The sequence below is a fragment of the Cupriavidus sp. SS-3 genome, assembly GCF_035818815.1.
GTDB lineage: Bacteria > Pseudomonadota > Gammaproteobacteria > Burkholderiales > Burkholderiaceae > Cupriavidus > Cupriavidus taiwanensis_C.
The window spans coordinates 151,722-169,830 of sequence record NZ_JAYLVT010000011.1; the positions used below are offsets into that span (position 1 = coordinate 151,722).

At 67.7% G+C, this 18,109-nt stretch carries 17 protein-coding genes; all 17 read right to left on the bottom strand.

Annotated features, from left to right (window positions below):
- Positions 1-677 precede the first annotated feature (677 nt).
- The 17 genes from cheZ to U9J39_RS18405 all read right to left on the bottom strand — a co-directional run bounded on the left by cheZ (position 678) and on the right by U9J39_RS18405 (position 18,074).
- Complete coding sequence (cheZ, locus tag U9J39_RS18325; protein ID WP_012355109.1) at positions 678-1,313, bottom strand: protein phosphatase CheZ; 636 nt, start codon at positions 1,311-1,313, stop codon at positions 678-680.
- A gap of 18 nt (positions 1,314-1,331) precedes the next feature.
- Positions 1,332-1,718, bottom strand: a complete 387-nt coding sequence (cheY, locus tag U9J39_RS18330; RefSeq protein WP_018004712.1) for a chemotaxis response regulator CheY — start codon at positions 1,716-1,718, stop codon at positions 1,332-1,334.
- A gap of 70 nt (positions 1,719-1,788) precedes the next feature.
- Positions 1,789-2,871 carry a protein-glutamate methylesterase/protein-glutamine glutaminase gene (locus tag U9J39_RS18335; RefSeq protein ID WP_326347714.1) on the bottom strand — a complete coding sequence of 361 codons (1,083 nt, stop codon included), beginning with the start codon at positions 2,869-2,871 and terminating at the stop codon, positions 1,789-1,791.
- 22 nt (positions 2,872-2,893) lie between these two features.
- Positions 2,894-3,544, bottom strand: a complete 651-nt coding sequence (gene cheD / locus U9J39_RS18340; protein ID WP_062802333.1) for a chemoreceptor glutamine deamidase CheD — start codon at positions 3,542-3,544, stop codon at positions 2,894-2,896.
- Positions 3,544-4,458 carry a CheR family methyltransferase gene (locus U9J39_RS18345; protein ID WP_172581806.1) on the bottom strand — a complete coding sequence of 305 codons (915 nt, stop codon included), beginning with the start codon at positions 4,456-4,458 and terminating at the stop codon, positions 3,544-3,546. Before U9J39_RS18345 ends, cheD begins: the two co-directional genes overlap by 1 nt.
- Before the next feature lie 26 nt (positions 4,459-4,484).
- A complete protein-coding gene (locus U9J39_RS18350; protein WP_111521529.1) occupies positions 4,485-4,979 on the bottom strand; it encodes a chemotaxis protein CheW in 495 nt (164 codons plus the stop codon).
- Positions 4,980-5,003: 24 nt separating this feature from the next.
- Positions 5,004-7,010 carry a chemotaxis protein CheA gene (cheA, locus tag U9J39_RS18355; RefSeq protein WP_326347715.1) on the bottom strand — a complete coding sequence of 669 codons (2,007 nt, stop codon included), beginning with the start codon at positions 7,008-7,010 and terminating at the stop codon, positions 5,004-5,006.
- A 55-nt stretch (positions 7,011-7,065) separates the two neighbouring features.
- Positions 7,066-8,040 carry a flagellar motor protein MotB gene (gene motB / locus U9J39_RS18360; RefSeq protein WP_115712029.1) on the bottom strand — a complete coding sequence of 325 codons (975 nt, stop codon included), beginning with the start codon at positions 8,038-8,040 and terminating at the stop codon, positions 7,066-7,068.
- A gap of 33 nt (positions 8,041-8,073) precedes the next feature.
- The gene (motA, locus tag U9J39_RS18365; protein ID WP_012355101.1) at positions 8,074-8,937 is read right to left on the bottom strand and encodes a flagellar motor stator protein MotA; all 864 of its coding nucleotides are present in this window, start codon (positions 8,935-8,937) and stop codon (positions 8,074-8,076) included.
- Positions 8,938-9,056: 119 nt separating this feature from the next.
- Entirely contained in the window at positions 9,057-9,662 is a 606-nt protein-coding gene (gene flhC, locus U9J39_RS18370; protein WP_018004719.1) for a flagellar transcriptional regulator FlhC, read from the bottom strand.
- Positions 9,659-9,976 carry a flagellar transcriptional regulator FlhD gene (gene flhD / locus U9J39_RS18375; protein ID WP_010812713.1) on the bottom strand — a complete coding sequence of 106 codons (318 nt, stop codon included), beginning with the start codon at positions 9,974-9,976 and terminating at the stop codon, positions 9,659-9,661. The genes flhC and flhD overlap by 4 nt, the downstream gene beginning before the upstream one ends.
- A gap of 491 nt (positions 9,977-10,467) precedes the next feature.
- Positions 10,468-11,202 carry a DUF4088 family protein gene (locus U9J39_RS18380; RefSeq protein ID WP_115682251.1) on the bottom strand — a complete coding sequence of 245 codons (735 nt, stop codon included), beginning with the start codon at positions 11,200-11,202 and terminating at the stop codon, positions 10,468-10,470.
- 8 nt (positions 11,203-11,210) lie between these two features.
- Complete coding sequence (locus U9J39_RS18385) at positions 11,211-13,043, bottom strand: methyl-accepting chemotaxis protein (RefSeq protein ID WP_326347716.1); 1,833 nt, start codon at positions 13,041-13,043, stop codon at positions 11,211-11,213.
- Positions 13,044-13,169: 126 nt separating this feature from the next.
- Complete coding sequence (locus U9J39_RS18390) at positions 13,170-14,813, bottom strand: methyl-accepting chemotaxis protein (protein WP_326347717.1); 1,644 nt, start codon at positions 14,811-14,813, stop codon at positions 13,170-13,172.
- A gap of 118 nt (positions 14,814-14,931) precedes the next feature.
- Positions 14,932-15,408, bottom strand: coding sequence for a chemotaxis protein CheW (locus U9J39_RS18395; RefSeq protein ID WP_115712022.1), 477 nt, complete (start codon positions 15,406-15,408; stop codon positions 14,932-14,934).
- Positions 15,409-15,551: 143 nt separating this feature from the next.
- Positions 15,552-15,944, bottom strand: coding sequence for a response regulator (locus U9J39_RS18400; protein WP_115682248.1), 393 nt, complete (start codon positions 15,942-15,944; stop codon positions 15,552-15,554).
- A 156-nt stretch (positions 15,945-16,100) separates the two neighbouring features.
- Positions 16,101-18,074, bottom strand: coding sequence for a putative bifunctional diguanylate cyclase/phosphodiesterase (locus U9J39_RS18405; RefSeq protein ID WP_116313341.1), 1,974 nt, complete (start codon positions 18,072-18,074; stop codon positions 16,101-16,103).
- Between the last annotated feature and the right edge of the window lie 35 nt (positions 18,075-18,109).

The following is an 18,109-nucleotide window of genomic DNA, read 5'->3' on the forward strand; positions in this document are numbered from 1 at the left end:
AAGGTACTGAAGATTGCCAATCGCCCAGAACGGGCAAGTAAGAACTGAAGCATGGGAATGCCCCCTAACCATACAGGTTCAGTCCCGCTCCCCGGTTGCTGATAGGGGTGGGCGGGCGCAAGGCAGGGTTAGCAGACCGGGAAAGAGCCGAAAGCCGGCGAGCCCGAAGGCTCCCCTGCCAGGGCCCGCCCAAAGAAGGGGCGTGCGCAGGCACAGCGGACGTAAGGATACCGCCAGAAGGCAAACGTTCGGCTCTCTCTTTTCGGGCTGCTAAACCCGGTCGCCACGACGCAGCGACGAACCCAGTATGAAGAGGGGCAACAAGGGCGAGTATGGGCAAACTCTTAAAAAGCGTTCAGCGACGGATTGCCGGGATGAAGCGGTGCGCATGTTCATGCGGTTGACTTCGTGGATGCGCTGGCCCTCACCCCCGCCCCTCTCCCGCAGGCGGGAGAGGGGAGAAGACACGTGGCACAGCGAAATGCCGCAGGCTATTCAAGCCCCGATTGCGTGCTCCCTCTCCCGCCCGCGGGAGAGGGTTGGGGTGAGGGCCGGAACATCTACGAAGTGAAGGCTGTCGCTATTGCCAGCGCCGGCCCTCACCCCCGCCCCTCTCCCGCAAGCAGGAGAGGGGAGAAAACACGCGGCACCGCGAAATGCCGCAGGCTATTCAAACCTTAAAACCCCAAACTCGCCAACAAATCATCAACCTGCGCCTGGTCCGACACCACATCCGGCTTCCCCTCCGGATTCACCTGCGGCCCATTCATCAGCGTCGACGGTGCCTGCACTTCCACCCGCCGCTCCGACGGCACGTTGTCGATCAGCACCTGCAGCAGTTCCTGCTCCAGCGCGCGGATCATGTCCATCATCTTCTTGATGACCTGGCCGGTCAGGTCCTGGAAGTCCTGCGCCATCATGATGTCGAGCAGGTGGCTGTTGGTGGCGCGGGCTTGGCCGGGCACCTCGGACAGGAAGGCGCGGGTGTCCAGTACCAGCGAGCGGGCGTCGGCCAGTTCCACCGGTTTTTCAAACCAGGCGGCCCAGCGCTTATCCAGCGTTTCGGCCTGCTGTTCGATGTCGGACTGGATCGGCTGTGCCAGTTCGACCGCGTTGAGCGTGCGTTCGGCGGCCTGCTCGGTCATCGCGGCGATGTAGTTCAAGCGGTCGCGCGCGTCGGGGATGGCTTGCGCGGCGCGCTCGATCTCCTTGTCCAGGCCGAGCTCGCGCATATTGTCGCGCAGCATCCGCGTCAGGTTGCCGATGCGCAGGATCAGTTGTTCGGCGGAATCGTTGCTCAGGGTCGGGGTCATGACAAACGCGCCTCCGCCTCAGCCGCCGAGCTTCTCGAAGATCTTGGTGATCTTCTCGTCCAGCGTGGCGGCCGTGAACGGCTTGACCACGTAGCCGTTGGCGCCGGCCTGGGCCGCGGCGATGATGTTTTCTTTCTTGGCCTCGGCGGTGACCATCAGCACCGGGATCTTGCCGATGTTGGCGTCGGCGCGGATGGCCTGCAGCATCGACAGGCCGTCCATGTTGGGCATGTTCCAGTCCGAGATCACGAACTGGAAGCTGCCGTCCTTGGCTTTTTCCAGGCCGGCGGCGCCGTCCTCGGCTTCTTCGACGTTGACGAAACCCAGCTCCTTGAGCAGGTTGCGGATGATCCGGCGCATGGTCGGGAAATCGTCCACGACCAGGATCTTGATGTTCTTGTCCACTTTATGGGCTCCAGGTAAATGCAGTAATGACTTGTTGGTCCGGCTTTGTTGTTTGGGCTTGCCGGCTCGACTAGACGCGTTGCGCGCGCGTGCCGTACGTGGCCAGGCGCGCCATCACGCGCTGGGTCATCGCCGGCAAGGGCACGACTTCATGCACGCCGCCGGCGGCAATCGCCTCCTTCGGCATGCCAAACACGATGCAGGTTGGTTCGTCCTGCGCCAGGTTGTAGGCGCCGGCGTCGCGCATGCGCAGCATGCCGCGCGCGCCGTCGCGGCCCATGCCGGTCAGGATCACGCCGATCACGTTCTTGCCGCCGTGCTGCGCGGCCGAATCGAACAGCACGTCCACCGACGGGCGATGGCGGTTGACCGGCGCCTCCTGCGACAGGTGCGCGACGTAGTTGGCGCCGCTGCGCGCCAGTAGCAGGTGCGAGTCGCCCGGCGCGATATACGCATGGCCCGGCAGCACGCGCTCGCCGTGCTCGGCTTCCTTCACGGTGATGCGGCACAGGCCGTCCAGCCGCTGCGCGAACGAGCGCGTGAAGCCGGCCGGCATATGCTGCACGATCATCACCGCGGGGCTGTCGGGCGGCAGCGGCATCAGGAATTCCTTGATGGCTTCGGTGCCGCCGGTAGAGGCGCCCAGGATGATCAGCTTTTCGGTCGACAGCAGCGGGCTGCGCAGCATCGGCACGGGCGCGGTGCCGGTGGCTGCGGGCGCGGCCGCTGGCGTGGCCGCGCGCACGCGTGCGCGCGATGCGGCGCGCAGCTTGTCGGCAATGGTGTCGGTGTATTCAAGCAGCCCGTCGCGGATGCCCAGCTTGGGCTTGGTGACGAAGTCCACCGCGCCCAGCTCCAGCGCGCGCATGGTGATTTCGGAGCCGCGCTCGGTCAGCGACGACACCATCAGCACCGGCATCGGCCGCAGCCGCATCAGCCGCTCCAGGAAGTCCAGGCCGTCCATGCGCGGCATTTCGACGTCGAGCGTCAGCACGTCGGGGTTCAGGCGCTTGATCAGGTCGCGCGCGACCAGCGGGTCGGGCGCGGTGCCGACCACTTCCATGTCGGGCTGGCTGTTGATGATCTCCGTCATCAGGCTGCGGATCAGCGCGGAGTCATCCACGCACAGCACCTTGATCTTGGCGGCAGTCATGATTGGTCGTGCTTGTAGGGGTTCAGGGAAGCTGGCGCGAATACGTCTGCCGCGCAAACAGTTCCGGCGAGCGCGACGGTTCGCGCGCCGACGTGGCAATGGCCCGCGCCAGCGCGCGTTCGTCGCGCGCCACCGAAACCTGGTCGTCCTGCCTTGTCAGGCGGCGCACCAGCGCCAGCCCGCCGATCGGGAAATAGCTGACGCGGCGCGCATGCGGGCCGCGCAGGTCCTGCGCCGCCACGCGTACCTCTTCCGCCTTCAAATAGCGCAGCACGAAGTCCGCGTTGCGGTCGCCGATGTTCAGCGTGGTCATGTTGGCCAGCACCGCGCCGCCGCCGAAGACCTTGGCCTCGAGGCGCTCGCGGCGCGCGCCCATCTTGAGCAGTTCGTTGATCAGCACTTCCAGCGCATAGCTGCCATAGCGCATCGATGCGGACAGCATGCGGTCGGCGCTGCCGTCGTCGTCCGGCAGCATGAAGTGGTTCATGCCGCCGACGCCGGCCACCTCGTCGCGGATGCAGGCGGCCACGCAAGAGCCCAGCACGGTGGTCAGCACCACGTCGTCGCGCGTCACGTAGTACTCGTTGGGCAGCAGCTTGATGGCCTGCTTGCCGAACTCGCGGTCGAAGTAGGTGCGCGTGGCCAGCGCTTCGGGCAGGTGGGGCGTGCGCATTACGGCCTGCCCCGGCCGGCCGCGGACAGCGCGCCCGGTGCCAGTTCATAGACGGTCTGCCCGCGCAGCTGGAACGCGCGCGTGACGTAGGAGAAGTTCTCCGAATGGCCGGCGAACAGCAGCCCGTGCGGCTTGAGCAGCGGCACGAAGCGCTCCAGGATGCGCCCCTGGGTCGGCTTGTCGAAGTAGATCATCACGTTGCGGCAGAAGATGGCATCGAACTGCTCGCGGATGCCCCAGTCGGGCGCGAGCAGGTTCAGCGGCTCGAACGCGATGGTGGCGGCCAGCTCGGGCTTGACCTTGACCGAGCCGGTGCGCGGGCCGGTGCCCTTCAGGAAGAAGCGCTTGAGCCGTTCCGGCGACAGCCGCGCCACCTGCTCGGCCGAATAGACGCCGCTGCGGGCCTTGGCCAGTACCTGGGTGTCGATGTCGGTCGCCAGCACGGTGCCGGCGCGGTCGCCCAGCGCCTCGGCCAGGGTGATGGCGATCGAGTACGGCTCTTCGCCGGTGGACGCGGCCGAGCACCAGACGCTGTACGGCCGGCCAACCTGCTTGGCATGCTCCGCCAGCAGCGGGAAGTGGTGCGCCTCGCGGAAGAACGAGGTCAGGTTGGTGGTCAGCGCGTTGGTGAAGAACTCCCACTCCGGCGAGCGGTCGTCCGCTTCCAGCAGCGCCAGGTATGAGGCAAAGTCGGTCAGCTGCAGCGTGCGCAGCCGGCGCGCAAGCCGGCTGTAGACCATCTCGCGCTTGTGGCTGCCCAGCGAGATGCCGGCGCGCCGGTGGATCAGCGTGCGGATCTGCTCGAAGTCGCGCTCGGTCAGCAAAAAGTCGCGTGCGTCGTCGCGCCGCAGCAGGGCGGCCGGCGCGGCGACCAGGCCGGTGTGCGCGGGGGCGGCGTTGCGGAACGGCGTCATGGGCTGTTGCTTCAGCAGTGCAGAAATCAGGCGTACTCGGCTTCGACCAGTGCCATCTCGGGGCTGGTCATCAGCTTCTCGATGTCGATCAGCACCAGCATGCGGCCGTCGATGGTGCCCAGGCCGGTCAGGTGCTCGGTCGAGATTGACACGCCGAATTCCGGCGCGGGCTTGATCGCGTCGCCGGTCAGCGTGAGCACGTCCGACACGCCATCGACCACGATGCCGACCACGCGGCCGGCCACGTTGAGGATGATCACCACGGTCTGGTGGTCGTAGCGCACGTTGCCCAGGCGGAACTTCAGGCGCAGGTCGACGATGGGCACGATCACGCCGCGCAGGTTGGTCACGCCCTTGATAAAGTCGGGCGCGCTGGAGATGCGCGTGACGGTCTCGTAGCTGCGGATCTCCTGCACCTTGAGGATGTCGATGCCGTATTCCTCCGACCCCAGCGTGAAGACCAGGAACTCCTGGCCCGAAGCGTCGCTTCCGGGGGTATCGATGTGTCCGATGCCGGCCATGATGGCTTGTTCTCCTGTGATCGATTACTGCTGCAGCGCCGGTTCCTGCCGGCGCACGCCGGTGCGCTGCAGCGCGCCGACATCGACGATCAGCGCCACGCTGCCGTCGCCAAGGATGGTTGCCGCCGAAATGCACGGCACCTTGCGGTAGTTGGTTTCCAGGTTCTTCAGCACCACCTGGTGCTGGCCGATCAGCTGGTCCACCAGCAGCGCGAAGCGCTTGCCTTCGGCCTGCAGGATCACGGCGATTCCCTGCGTCGGTTCCTGCAGCGCGTTGGCGACGTTGAACACGCGGTGCATCTCCAGCAGCGGCAGGTACTCGCCGCGCACGTGCATGACGCGGTCGGAGTTGGCGGCGGTATGCACGTCCTCGGCCTTGGGCTGCAGCGACTCCATCACGCAGTTCAGCGGCAGGATGAAGGTCTCCTCGCCCACCTTGACCGACATGCCGTCCAGGATCGCCAGCGTCAGCGGCAGCACGATGCGGATGGTGGTGCCCAGGCCCGGGCGCGAGCTGATCTGCACGTGCCCGCCCATCTCCTGGATGTTGCGCTTGACCACGTCCATGCCCACGCCGCGGCCGGAGACGTCGGTGACGACCTCGGCAGTGGAGAAGCCAGGCGCGAAGATCAGCTGCCAGACTTCCTCGTCGGTGATGGTCTCGGACACCGGCAGGCCGTTCTGGATGGCCTTGGCCAGGATGCGCTCGCGGTTCAGGCCGCCGCCGTCGTCGCTGACTTCGATAACGATATTGCCGCCATGGTGCTGCGCGGACAGGATCAGCTGGCCGGTCGCGTCCTTGCCGGCGGCGACGCGCTTGTCAGGGGTTTCGATGCCGTGGTCCAGGCTGTTGCGCACCAGGTGCGTCAGCGGATCGATGATGCGTTCGATCAGGCTCTTGTCCAGCTCGGTGGCACGGCCGTTGGTGACCAGGTCGATCTGCTTGCCGAGCTTGCTGGCCAGGTCGCGCACCAGCCGCGGGAAGCGCGAGAACACATAGTCCATCGGCATCATGCGGATCGACATCACCGCTTCCTGCAGGTCGCGCGCATTGCGCTCGAGCTGGCCCATGCCCGAGAACAACCGGTCGAACAGCACCGGGTCCAGCGACGAGGCGGTCTGCGCCAGCATCGACTGCGTGATCACCAGCTCGCCCACCAGGTTGATGATCTGGTCGACCTTCTCGGTGGGCACGCGGATAGAGCCTTCGCCGTGCGCCGGCGCGGGGGCCGGGGCGGCCTTTGCCTTCTCGCGGGCGGCGGGGGCCGGCGCGGGCGCGGCAGCCACTGGCGCGGGCGCGGGCGCCGCAACCTCTGCCGGGGCCGGCGCCGCCGCCGGCGCATCGGCCGCGGCTTCGATCACGATCTGGTCGCCATCGATGACGAAGCAGCACACCGCGATGATGTCGTCGGCGCTGCATTGGGTGTTGAGCCACACCACCAGTTCGCCATTGGTTTCCTGCTGGCCGGTGATCTCGCCCAGGTTGGCCAGTTCTTCTCGCAGCAGCGCCTGGTCGGACGCCGAGACCTTGATCAGGCGGATCTTCAGGCCGCCGCCGGCGGGCGCGGCCGCGGCGGCCGCGGCAGGTGCGGGCGCGGGCGCCGCCACGGGTGCCGGGGCCGCGTCATGGCCGGCGGCTTCCTGCGCCAGCTGCTGCAGCACGGCGCAGATGCGCGCCAGCGTTTCCGGATCGGGTTCGGTGCCGTTGCGGTAGGCGTTGAGCTGGTCTTGCAACACGTCCTTGGTTTCCAGAAAGGTGTCGATGATGGTCCTGGTCAACGCCAGTTCCTGCCGGCGCGTGCGGTCCAGCAGGTTCTCGAAGATGTGGGTGGTCTCGGTCAGCGCGGCGAAGCCGAAGGTGGCGGCGCCGCCCTTGATCGAATGCGCGGCGCGGAAGATCGCGTTCAGGTGCTCGGCATCGGGCGCCTCGATGTCCAGGCCGAGCAGCAGCTGCTCCATTTCAACGAGCAGCTCTTCCGCTTCCTCGAAGAAGGTCTGGTAAAACTGAGTGATATCGATATCGACAGACATGGCGTCCTGAGTCACTTGGTTACGGCGCGGGGCACGCTGCGGCAGCGGCCCTGCGTCATGGTTTGCTGCCCGATGCCGGCGCTGCCGGTGCCGCGGCCGGTGCCGACGCCGCCAGCCCTGCCTGCATCTCCTGCGCGGCCTTGCCGGCCTGCGCCGCCACCGTGACCTCGGCGGCACTGGCGTTCTCGGCCTCGAAGCGGGCCTGCGCCTTCTGGTTCAGCACCACGATGCTGATGCGGCGGTTGACCGGCGCGAGCAGGTCTTGCTTGTCCAGCGGCATGGTCGCGGCCAGGCCCAGCACGCGCAGTACCTTGCCCTCCTGCATGCCGCCCGCGATCAGCTCGCGGCGCGAGGCGTTGGCGCGGTCGCCGGACAGCTCCCAGTTGCTGTAGGTGCGCTCGCCGTTGGAATAGTTGGCTGCGTCGGTATGGCCGGACAGGCTGACCTTGTTGGGCAGCTCGTTCAGCACCGGGCCGATCTCGCGCAGGATGGTGCGCATATAGCTTTCGACGATGGCGCTGCCGGTGCGGAACATGGGTCGGTTCTGCGTATCCAGGATCTGGATGCGCAGGCCTTCGCTGGTGATGTCCAGCAGCAGCTGCGGGCGGAACTGGCGCAGCACCGGGTTGTTCTCGATGATCTGTTCCAGGCGCTGCTTGAGCGCGCGCAGCCGCTGCGCTTCCTGCTGCTCGTTGCGGCGCTGTTCGTCGCTGGGGTCGTTGTCATGCGCGCGCATGATCTCGCCGTCCTTGCGCATCACGTCCATGCCGCCGCCCGGGATCACGCTGGGCGACTGGCTGCTCTTCTCGCCGCCGACGATGGCGACCTTGAGCGGCATGCGGAAGTATTCGGCAATGCCTTCCAGCGTCTTCTTGTTGGCGCTGGACAGCAGCCACAGCACCAGGAACAGCGCCATCATCGCCGTCATGAAGTCGGCGTAGGCAATCTTCCAGCTGTGGTTGCCGTGCGGCCTGGCGTGCGACTTCGCCCGGCGGACGATGATCGGACGCATATCGTGTGCGCTGCTCATGTGGTGCCCCTTGCTGCGTGCGTTGCCGGCTGCTTAGTTCAGGCTCTTCACTTCACGCACGTGGTCGTCGAGCTCGAGGAACGACGGTCGCACCGTGGAGTACAGCACCTTGCGGCCGAACTCCACCGCCACCAGCGGCGCGTAGCCGTTCAGGGAGGCCAGCAGCACCACCTTGATGCACTCGTAGACCTTGACGTTCTCGGACACCTGCAGCTCGATGCGCGCGGCCAGCGGCGAGATAAAGCCGTAGGCCAGCAGGATGCCGAGGAAGGTGCCGACCATGGCGTGCGCGATAAGCGCGCCCAGCTCCGCCGGCGGCAGGTCGGCCGAACCCAGCGCGTGCACCACGCCCATCACCGCGGCGACGATGCCGAACGCGGGCAGGCCATCGCCAACGCGCGACAGCGCATGGGCGGGGATCTCGGCTTCATGGCGGAAGGTCTCGATCTCGTGGTCCATCAGGGCCTCGATCTCGAACGCATTCATGTTGCCGTTGACCATCATGCGCAGGTAGTCGGTGAGGAATTCCATCACCACCGGATCCGACAGGATGCGCGGGTACTGGCTGAACACGCTGCTGGCGGCGGGGTCGGCGATTTCCTTTTCCAGGAACAGGATGCCCTCGCGCCGTGCCTTGGACAGCAGCACGTACAGCAGCGACATGACGTCCAGGTACAGCTCTTTCTTGTACTTGGAACTCTTGAACAGGCCCGGCAGCGCGCGCGCGGTGGCCTTGATGGCCTTGCCGGTATTGGTGGCGATGAAGGCGCCGATGGCGGCGCCCGCGATGATCACCACTTCAGCAGGTTGATACAGCGCGCCCATATGGCCGCCGGTCATGGCGTAACCGCCAAGCACCGCCGCTACCACGACGACATAGCCAAGAACTACTAGCACGATCGGATCCCCGTCTAAAAACGCGCGTCAGCCACGCTCATTGGCCCGCGGCACGGGCGCACGGAGAGAATCCGTCCGCCAGCGCAGCAAGCTTGCCAGCCGGCGGACCTTGACCAGGATCAGGCGTTGGTCTGCACGGCGGCGGCGTCTTTCGAGAGCTTCTTCACTTTCCCTGCGCGCGACGGCGGACGGCACAGGCTGCACACGAAGTTCGCGTGCGGCTCATACGCGTGCGTGACAAACTGTCCGCCGCAACACGTGCACCGGGACAGCTGCAGCATGTTGCTCTCGAAGAACCGTACTAACGTCCAGGCCCGCGTGAAACTTAAGACAATTTCACCGCCGAGCAGCGAAACATGCTCGAGGTACAGGCGGTAGGCGGCCACCACCGCGCGGATGCCCACGGTCTCGCCTTCCTGCACCATGAACTGGTAGGCAGAGAAGAACAGCGACGAGTGGATATTCGGCAGCCAGGTGGTGAACCAGTCGGTCGAGAACGGCAGCATGCCCTTGGGGGGCGAGACCCCGCGCAGCTCCTTGTACAGGCGGATCAGCCGGTCACGCGACAGCGTGGTCTCGGCTTCAAGCACCTGCAGGCGCGCGCCCAGGCCGATCAGCTCGATCGCGAGCTGGGTCTGGTTGGCGTCCTGGAGCACGCTCTTGCGGCTGGGAACGGAGGTGGCCGTGTAGCTCCGGTTTGGCTCGGCCTGCAGGAGCGCGGTCAATTGAGCGACTCCACAGGCTGACGTGCGAGCAGGATCGCGGCGTGGATCTGCTGCATGTCATGGCTCTTGGCCGTGTGGGTGAGAGTAGACAGAAGTGCATGGTCGTCGAAGCGGAACCTGCACAGCACCATGTTGGATGCCGCGAGCTTGACGAGTTGCGCCGAGGTCAGCTTGGCAAGGATATCCGCGATTTCCTTGCTGACCCCGAGCCTGAACATGGCTTCGACCTGGTTTTCGCGCACAAGGCGTTGCGCGAGCAGCAGATAGGCGAGGTTAACCTCCCTGATCTCCTGGAGAACTTCACTGCTTTCCAATTTATCCCCGCTACCAAAAACCCACCGTGGCCGCTTGTCCGGCGCTTACCGTTGCCCTGCGGGCCCGGCGACCAGATCGTTTGTTTGCGGCTGGGCGGGTACAACGTACGACTAAGGAACTACGCCCAAGTCCAACTGTAATCAACTCCGTTACAAGTGTTACAGAGTGTAAGCAAGACCGTTACGTTTATATCGGCAATCGCCCCGCAATGCCAATCCCTACTTACGCGGGGGGGAAGCAAATGTCGCATGAAACAGACATTGGCGCCGCACATTTTGTAACAAGTCACACGTTTGACGTTTGATTTGGCCCAAGACGGCACGAGCAAATGCCCTCTGCATCAAACGCGCGGGCGCGACGTTGGTAGCCTGCTGGATTCCTCTATTGACGACGGCCGCGCGGAGTGTATCGCCGCGCGCGGTGTGCGTAATACTGTCCAAAATATCCGGCGTGAATCGGCGTGAACCGGCGCGAGGCGGCGGTGCCAGCGTCAATGTCCGAACAATCGGCGCAGCCAGTTCGCGAGCCGCGCGAACACGTCGTCGGGCGCTTCGCGAAACAATGCGGGGCGCACGCGCTCCACCTGCTCCAGCACGCGCGAAGCCTCTTCCGGCTGCACCGAGCCGTATTCCAGCGCCAGCCCCAGCATGCCGCGCAACTCGCCCACGCGCGCGCGGCCGGCGGCTTCGTTATCTTCGGTCTGCAGCGCGTACATCAGGTCGTAGGCGCGCTGGCGCAGGCTTTCAGCCAGGCGCCATGCCGGCGTGCGCATGCGCTCTTCCAGCGCGCGCAAATCTTCCGCCGACGCCGCCACCTGGGTGGCCAGGGCCTCGGTATAGGCGCTATCGGCGCCGCACTCGGCCAGCACCTGCGCCGCCCATTCGCGCGCATGCGCCAGGCGCTGTTCGCCACTCCAGCCCGGCTGCACCGCCAGGCCGAAGCCGAAGCGCTGGGCGTCGCGCATCAGCGCCGCGAGCGCATTGGGCAACTGCTTGTCGAACACGCGGCGCGCCCACCCGTACTCACCCCCGGACAGCAGCCGCGAGACCGCGCGCTCGGTCAGCGGGCCGTCATGCTGCAGCAACCGCGCACGCAGGAAGTCATGGAACTCTGGCGGCAGGAACTCGCGGTCCAGCCCGGTCGAGACTCCGATGAACTGGTCGAATTCCTTGCGCAGCCTGGCCGCTTCCTCTTGCGGCAAGGCCAGGGTGATATCGGTCGTCATGGCAACACTCAGAACGCGCTCCAGTCGCCGTTATCGGCCGCGGCAAGCGCGGGTCGCGGCGTCATGGCCGCGGCGCGCGGCGCCGGCTTTGCTGGCGCCGGCCCGGCCGCGTCGTGCGGGGCTTCATCGGCGCTGGCGGCTTCCGCCTTGGCCATGGGCAGCTTGGCCGCACGCTTGCTTGCGGCGATGGCACGCACCGCGCCCGCGGCGCGCTGGGTCTTGGCGGGCACGGCCGGCATTACCTCGAAGCGCTCCGCGCGCTCGTCCTCCGCGGCCAGGCGGAAGGTCGCCACCGCGGACTGCAGGCGGCCGGCCTGCTCTTCGAGCGCACCGGCTGCGGCGGCGGCTTCCTCCACCAGTGCCGCGTTCTGCTGCGTGACTTCGTCCATCTGCGCCACCGCCTGGTTCACCTGCTCGATGCCCGAACTCTGCTCGGCCGACGCCGCGCTGATCTCGCCCATGATGTCGGTCACGCGCTTGACCGCCTGCACGATCTCATCCATGGTCTTGCCGGCCTGGCCGACCAGCGCCGAGCCGTTGTCCACGCGGGCTACCGTATCGCCGATCAGCCCCTTGATTTCCTTGGCCGCGTTGGCGCTGCGCTGCGCCAGGCTGCGCACCTCGCCCGCCACCACCGCGAAGCCGCGGCCCTGCTCGCCGGCGCGAGCAGCTTCCACCGCGGCGTTCAGCGCCAGGATATTGGTCTGGAACGCGATGCCTTCGATCACGCCGATGATGTCGACGATCTTCTTCGACGCATCGTTGATCTCGTCCATGGTCTGCACCACCCGGCCCACCACTTCGCCACCGCGCAATGCCGTGTCCGAAGCATTGGCCGCCAGCCCGCTGGCCTGGCGCGCGTTGTCCGCGTTCTGGCGCACCGTGCTGGTCAGCTCTTCCATGCTCGACGCGGTCTGCTCCAGCGACGCCGCCTGCTGCTCGGTGCGCTGCGACAGGTCGTTGTTGCCCGCGGCAATCTCGCGCGAGGCGCTGCCGATGGATTCGGCCGAGGCCTTGAAATCGCGCACCATGCGCGACAGCTGCTGCTGCATCTGCTGCATCGCAAAGACCAGGCTGCCCTTGTCGCCGGCGCGCGTGGCCACCGGCTGCGAGAAATCGCCCTCGGCAATGCGCGCGGCGATGGCCGCGGCATACGCCGGCTCGCCGCCCAGCTGGCGCGACAGCGCGCGTGCCAGCAGCACGCCCAGCAGCACCGACAGCGCCAGGCCGCCCAGCACCAGGCCCAGCATCCACAGGCGCGTTTCATCGTAGACGCTGCGCGCTTCTTCCATGTTGTTGCGGGCGCGGTCGTCGCGGCGCTTGACCATCTGCAGCATCACGGCTTCCAGCGCGTGGCTGTCCTTGAGCAGGTCGGCGCTTTCGGAGAACACCTGGCTCTCGAACTGCGAGGTATCGAGCGGCTGCTTGCTGACCAGCTCGACGTACTTTTCCATGCGCGCGCGGAACGCCGGCGACAGGTCCTGGTACTGCTTGACCAGCGCCTTGCCCTCGGGCTTCTCGAAGGCGCCGGCCACCTGGCGGATGCGTTCGTCCATCGCGGCCAGCGACTTGGCGATCTGCTCCTTCTCGACCGTGCGCTCGCCCATGGTCGATGCCGACAGCAGCGCGATCTGCGAGCGGCTGGCGTAGACCAGGTTGATGTTGGCGTCCTGCACCGCCTTGAGCGCGCGCAGGTCGTCGTTGTAGATCTTGCCGGTCCAGTCGGCCATGCGGCCCATGTTGACGACGCCCAGCAGCCCCATCACGGCGCCGATCACGGCAACGACCAGGAATCCGGCAACCAGCCTGGTCGTGACGCGCAATTGATTGAACCAATGCATAGCAACTCCCCCTTGTAACTGAAGCCTCGGGCACGGCCTGCCGCACCCTGTGTACGCTGGCGGCGCGGCATGCCGCGCCCGCCTTCACTTCGATCCCGACCGTGCGGCTACCGTACCGCCCCGGGTCTAGGCCCGTGCCGGCACCGCATCGCCGCGCGCCTGCGCAGGCTGGCGCTGCGGCCGCACCTCCGCCTGCATGCTGACGCGGAAGGTGGACACGGCATCGCGCAGCCGCAGCGCCTGCTCTTCGAGCGCGCCGGCCGCCGCGGCGGCTTCTTCCACCAGCGCCGCGTTCTGCTGCGTGCCCTCGTCCATCTGCGCCACCGCCTGGTTCACCTGCTCGATGCCCGAGCTCTGCTCGGCCGACGCCGCGCTGATCTCGGCCATGATGTCGGTGACGGACTTGACCGCCTGCACGATCTCTTCCATGGTCTGGCCGGCCTGGCCGACCAGTGCCGAGCCGTTATCCACGCGCGCCACCGTATCGCCGATCAGGCCCTTGATCTCCTTGGCCGCGTTGGCGCTGCGCTGCGCCAGGCTGCGCACCTCGCCCGCCACCACCGCGAAGCCGCGGCCCTGCTCGCCGGCGCGCGCGGCTTCCACCGCCGCGTTCAGCGCCAGGATGTTGGTCTGGAACGCAATGCCCTCGATCACGCCGATGATGTCGACGATCTTCTTCGACGCATCGTTGATCTCGTCCATGGTCTGCACCACCCGGCCCACCACTTCGCCACCGCGCAATGCCGTGTCCGAAGCATTGGCCGCCAGCCCGCTGGCCTGGCGCGCGTTGTCCGCGTTCTGGCGCACCGTGCTGGTCAGCTCTTCCATGCTCGACGCGGTCTGCTCCAGCGATGCCGCCTGCTGCTCGGTGCGCTGCGACAGGTCGTTGTTGCCCGCCGCCACCTGGCGCGTGGCCGTCGAGATGCTGGCCATGCCTTCCTGGATCTCATGCACTACCGACAGCAGGCTGCGCTGCATGGTCTGCATCGCCTGCGCCAGCGCGCCGATCTCGTCGCCACTGCGGTGCTCGAAGCGCGTGGTCAGGTCGCCCGCGCCCATGCGCAGCGCGAAGTCCAGCATGTCGCGCACCGGCCGCTCCACGCGCGCCAGCAGCATGGTGCCGGCGGCGAAGGACCAGGCCAGCGCCAGCGCAAAGCCGCCCCACAGCCAGGGGCGCAAGCTCGCGGCAGCCGTGCCGCCCAGCGCCTCCACCGCAACCAGCGCGGCCAGGAACCACGCCAGGCCGCCGGCCTGCGCCCACAGGATGCGGCGCTTCAGGTTCAGCCGCAGCAGTCCCTGCACCAGGCCGCGCAGGCCGGTGCGCACCACCGCGCCGTGGCGGATCGCCAGCCCGTCGGCACGTCCCGCGCGAAAGCGCGCATAGGCGGCGCCGGCGGCCTGCACCTGCTCGCGCGTGGCCATCGAGCGCACCGAGGTGTAGCCCACCACGCGGCCGTCGACACGCGTCGGCGTCACGGTCGCATTGACCCAGTAGAAGTCGCCGTTCTTGCGGCGGTTCTTGACCACGCCCATCCACGTGCGTCCGGCCTGCAGGTCTTGCCACAAGTCCGCGAACGCCTCGGGCGGCATGTCGGGATGGCGCACCAGGTTATGCGGCGCGCCCAGCAATTCCTCCGCCGCAAAGCCGCTGGCCTCGATAAAGGTGCGGTTGGCAAAGGTGATACGGCCCTTGAGGTCGGTGCGCGAGATCAGGTAGTCGGAAGGAGACAGCGGGTACTCGCGCTGCGTGACGGGTTGGTTGTTTCGCATCTAAGTCTGCACTGCTTGCCTGTGGCGCGCCGCATGGGTCCATGCGGCCGCACCGCGGGCGGGTTCGGTCCGGTGCGCGCGTTGCGCGTGGCGGACGGCGGGGGGCGCTACTGCAGGATCAGGACACCGCTTCCAGCGCGGCCAGTTCTTCGGTATTGAGCAGCTTCTCGATGTCGACCAGGATCAGCATGCGCTGCTCGACCGAGCCCAGGCCGCGGATGTAGTCGGTCGCCAGTTCGCCGGAGAAGTGCGGGGTGGGCTTGATCTGCGCGGCGCTCAGCGTCAGCACGTCGGAAACGCCGTCCACCACGATGCCGGTGGTGCGGTCGTTGAGGTCGACGATGATCACGACCGTGTACTGGTCGTAGCTGACATTGGGCTGGCGGAACTTGATGCGCAGGTCGATGATCGGCACGATGATGCCGCGCAGGTTGACCACGCCCTTGATGTAGTCGGGCGCATTCGCGATCTGGGTGACCGACTCGTAGCCGCGGATCTCCTGCACCTTCAGGATATCGACGCCGTATTCCTCGCGGCCCAGGGTAAAGGCCAGGAACTCCTCGCCCGCGCCGTCTGCCTTGTCGATGTGCTGCATCGTCTAGCCCCCCAAGTTTGGCTCATGCTGGTTTCTCTGGCGCCGCAGCGGCCGGGGCCGCTGGCTGCGCCGGGGCATGACATCGCCCACCAGTGTTTACGGCAGCATCCGGGGGTGACTGAAGGGCGACGCCGGGTCTTTCCTTACCCTTCCGACGTAGGGGGTGCCGCGTCCAGCAGCGCGGCCACGGCCTGCATCAGCCCGTCCGGGTCGAACGGCTTGGGCAGGAAGCCCGACGCGCCGGCGGCGCGGGCCTGTTCGCGGATGCTGCCGTCCTGCTCGGTGGTCAGCATCAGGATGGGCATGCGCGCGTAGCGCGGCGTGGCGCGCAGGCTGCGGATCAGCGTCAGGCCGTCCATGCCGGGCATGACCTGGTCGGTGACCAGCATGCCGAAGCTGCCGGCGACGGCCAGCGCATGCGCCTGGTCGCCGTCCGCGGCCTCGGTCACGTCGAAGCCGCCGGCGCGCAGGCAGGCGCCGATCATGCGGCGTAGCGAGGGCGAATCGTCGACGACGAGGATGCTGGGCAATGACATGGGCGCCTCCGGAGGTGCGGGAACGGGTTGGGTCCGCCAGGAACATCGATGGCACGGGCCACGCGGCCGGCGACGGACGGGCCGGCACAGGGCCGGGCCCACGCGGGCCAGCCTGCCAGACCGGTTATCGGCGGCGCGGCGGCCGGGCTTTAGGCGTCAGGCGACGGACTGCGCGCGCAGGGTATCGCCGAAACCGGCGGCGTCCAGCGGCAGCGACAGCAGGTAGCCCTGCACTTCGTCGCAACCCATCTGGTTGAGGATGTCCAGCTGCGAGGCCGATTCCACCCCTTCGGCCACCACCTTCATGCGCAGCTCGTGCGCCAGCGCCACCATCGAGCCGACGATGGCGCGGCCCTGCGCATCGGTATCGAGCCCGCCGATCAGCGTGCGGTCGATCTTGAGCGTGCCCACGCGCAGCCGCTTGAGGTAGCCCAGGCTGGAATAGCCGCTGCCAAAGTCGTCCAGCGCCACCTGGATCCCGAGCGACTGCAGCTCGGCCAGCGTTTCCAGCGACTTGCCGATGTCCTTCATCGCCGCGGTCTCGGTGATTTCCAGCGTGATCGCCGAGGGCGGGATGTCGTGCTGGTGGATCTGCTCCAGCAGGTATTGCGGGAAGTTGCGGCTGGCAAAGCGCAGCCCCGAGACATTGATCGCCACCGGCACGGTCGGCACGCCGGCGTCGCGCCACTGGCGCACCTGGCGGCAGACGCTGGTCAGGACCCAGTCGTCGAGCTTGTCGATCTGTCCGGACTGTTCGGCCACGGCGATGAACTCGGCCGGGCTGACCTGGCCCAGCGCGGGATGACGCCAACGGCAGAGGGCCTCGGCGCCGACCACGGTGCGGCGGCGCGCGTCGTACTTGGGCTGGAACTGCAGCGACAGCGTATCGTCCTGGATCGCCACCCACAGGTCGCGCCGGATCACGCGGGTGCGGCGCGCACGTTCGCCGGCGGCGCTGTTGAACAGGCGCACCTGGTTCGAGCCGCTCTGGCGGGCTTCGGCCAGGCTGACGCGGGCCGCCTGCATCAGCGCCTCCGAGGTCTGCGCGTCGCGCGGATAGATGGCGATGCCGATGTTCACGCCGATCTGCATCTGCAGCCCGCGCGCGGCAATGAACTCCGCCAGCGAGCCCAGCATGCGCGAGCCCAGTTCCTGCGCGCGCCCGTGGTGGACCAGCTCGGGCACGCCCACGGCAAATTCGTCGCGCGCCAGCCGCGCCAGGAAGTCGTGCGGCTCCAGCACGGCCTGCGCCAGCGCGCCGGCGTCCTGGGCCAGGATATCGTCGGCGCGCACTTCGAACACCTCGTCGACTTCGCGGTAATCGGCGATATGGATCAGCAGCACGGCGCAACCGGTCTCGGCCAGGCGGGCCTGGCTGATGGCCTGGTCCAGCCAGCGGCCGAACGCCACGCGGTCCGGCATCACCGTCGCCACGCTGTACTCGCCCACCGTGTCCTGGCCGCGCGCGGCGGCACGCACGGTCAGCCGGCCCGGGCGCCCGGGGATGCGCGCGCCGCGCCGCGCCAGCCGCGGCTCGGCGCCGCGGTGCAGCACCGGCAGGTCATCGGCAAGTTCGTCGGCCAGCGTGGCGTCGGCGCGCACCGGCGCCGGCAGCCAGCCGCGCGACTGCGCCCGGTGGACGGCGAACAGCAGCGCGCACAGCGCGGTCAGGCCGCCTGCCAGCCAGGCCGGGTGCGGCAGCCCGGCGGCGTCGATGCACTCGCGCGCGGTCACGGTGCCGGCGCCGCACGAGCGGCCCAGGTGCGTGCCGGCGGCCGCGACCAGCCCGGCCCCGGCGACCACCGCCATCAGCGCCGCGCCGCGCCACAGGCGCGCGCCCTGGCGCAGCCACTGCACCAGCAGCTTGACCGCGGTGGTGGCCGCCGCCGCGGCGGCAAAGCTGGCCGCCAGCTGCGCGGTGTCGTTGACGGCCGGTACGCTGCCCGACAGGCCCACCACCAGCACCGGCATGCCGATGCTCAATTGCGACAGCAGCGCCGCCGACCACGTCAGCACGCGCAGCGACCGGCTGCCGGCCGGCTGGTCCGCGCGCCCGGCGCGAACGCCGAGGGCGGCGGCTACACCCAGCAGGGCGGCCAGCAGCAACAGGACGGAACTCAGGGCAATCATTGGGCTGCGCGATGATGATGAAGATGCGCGAAGAC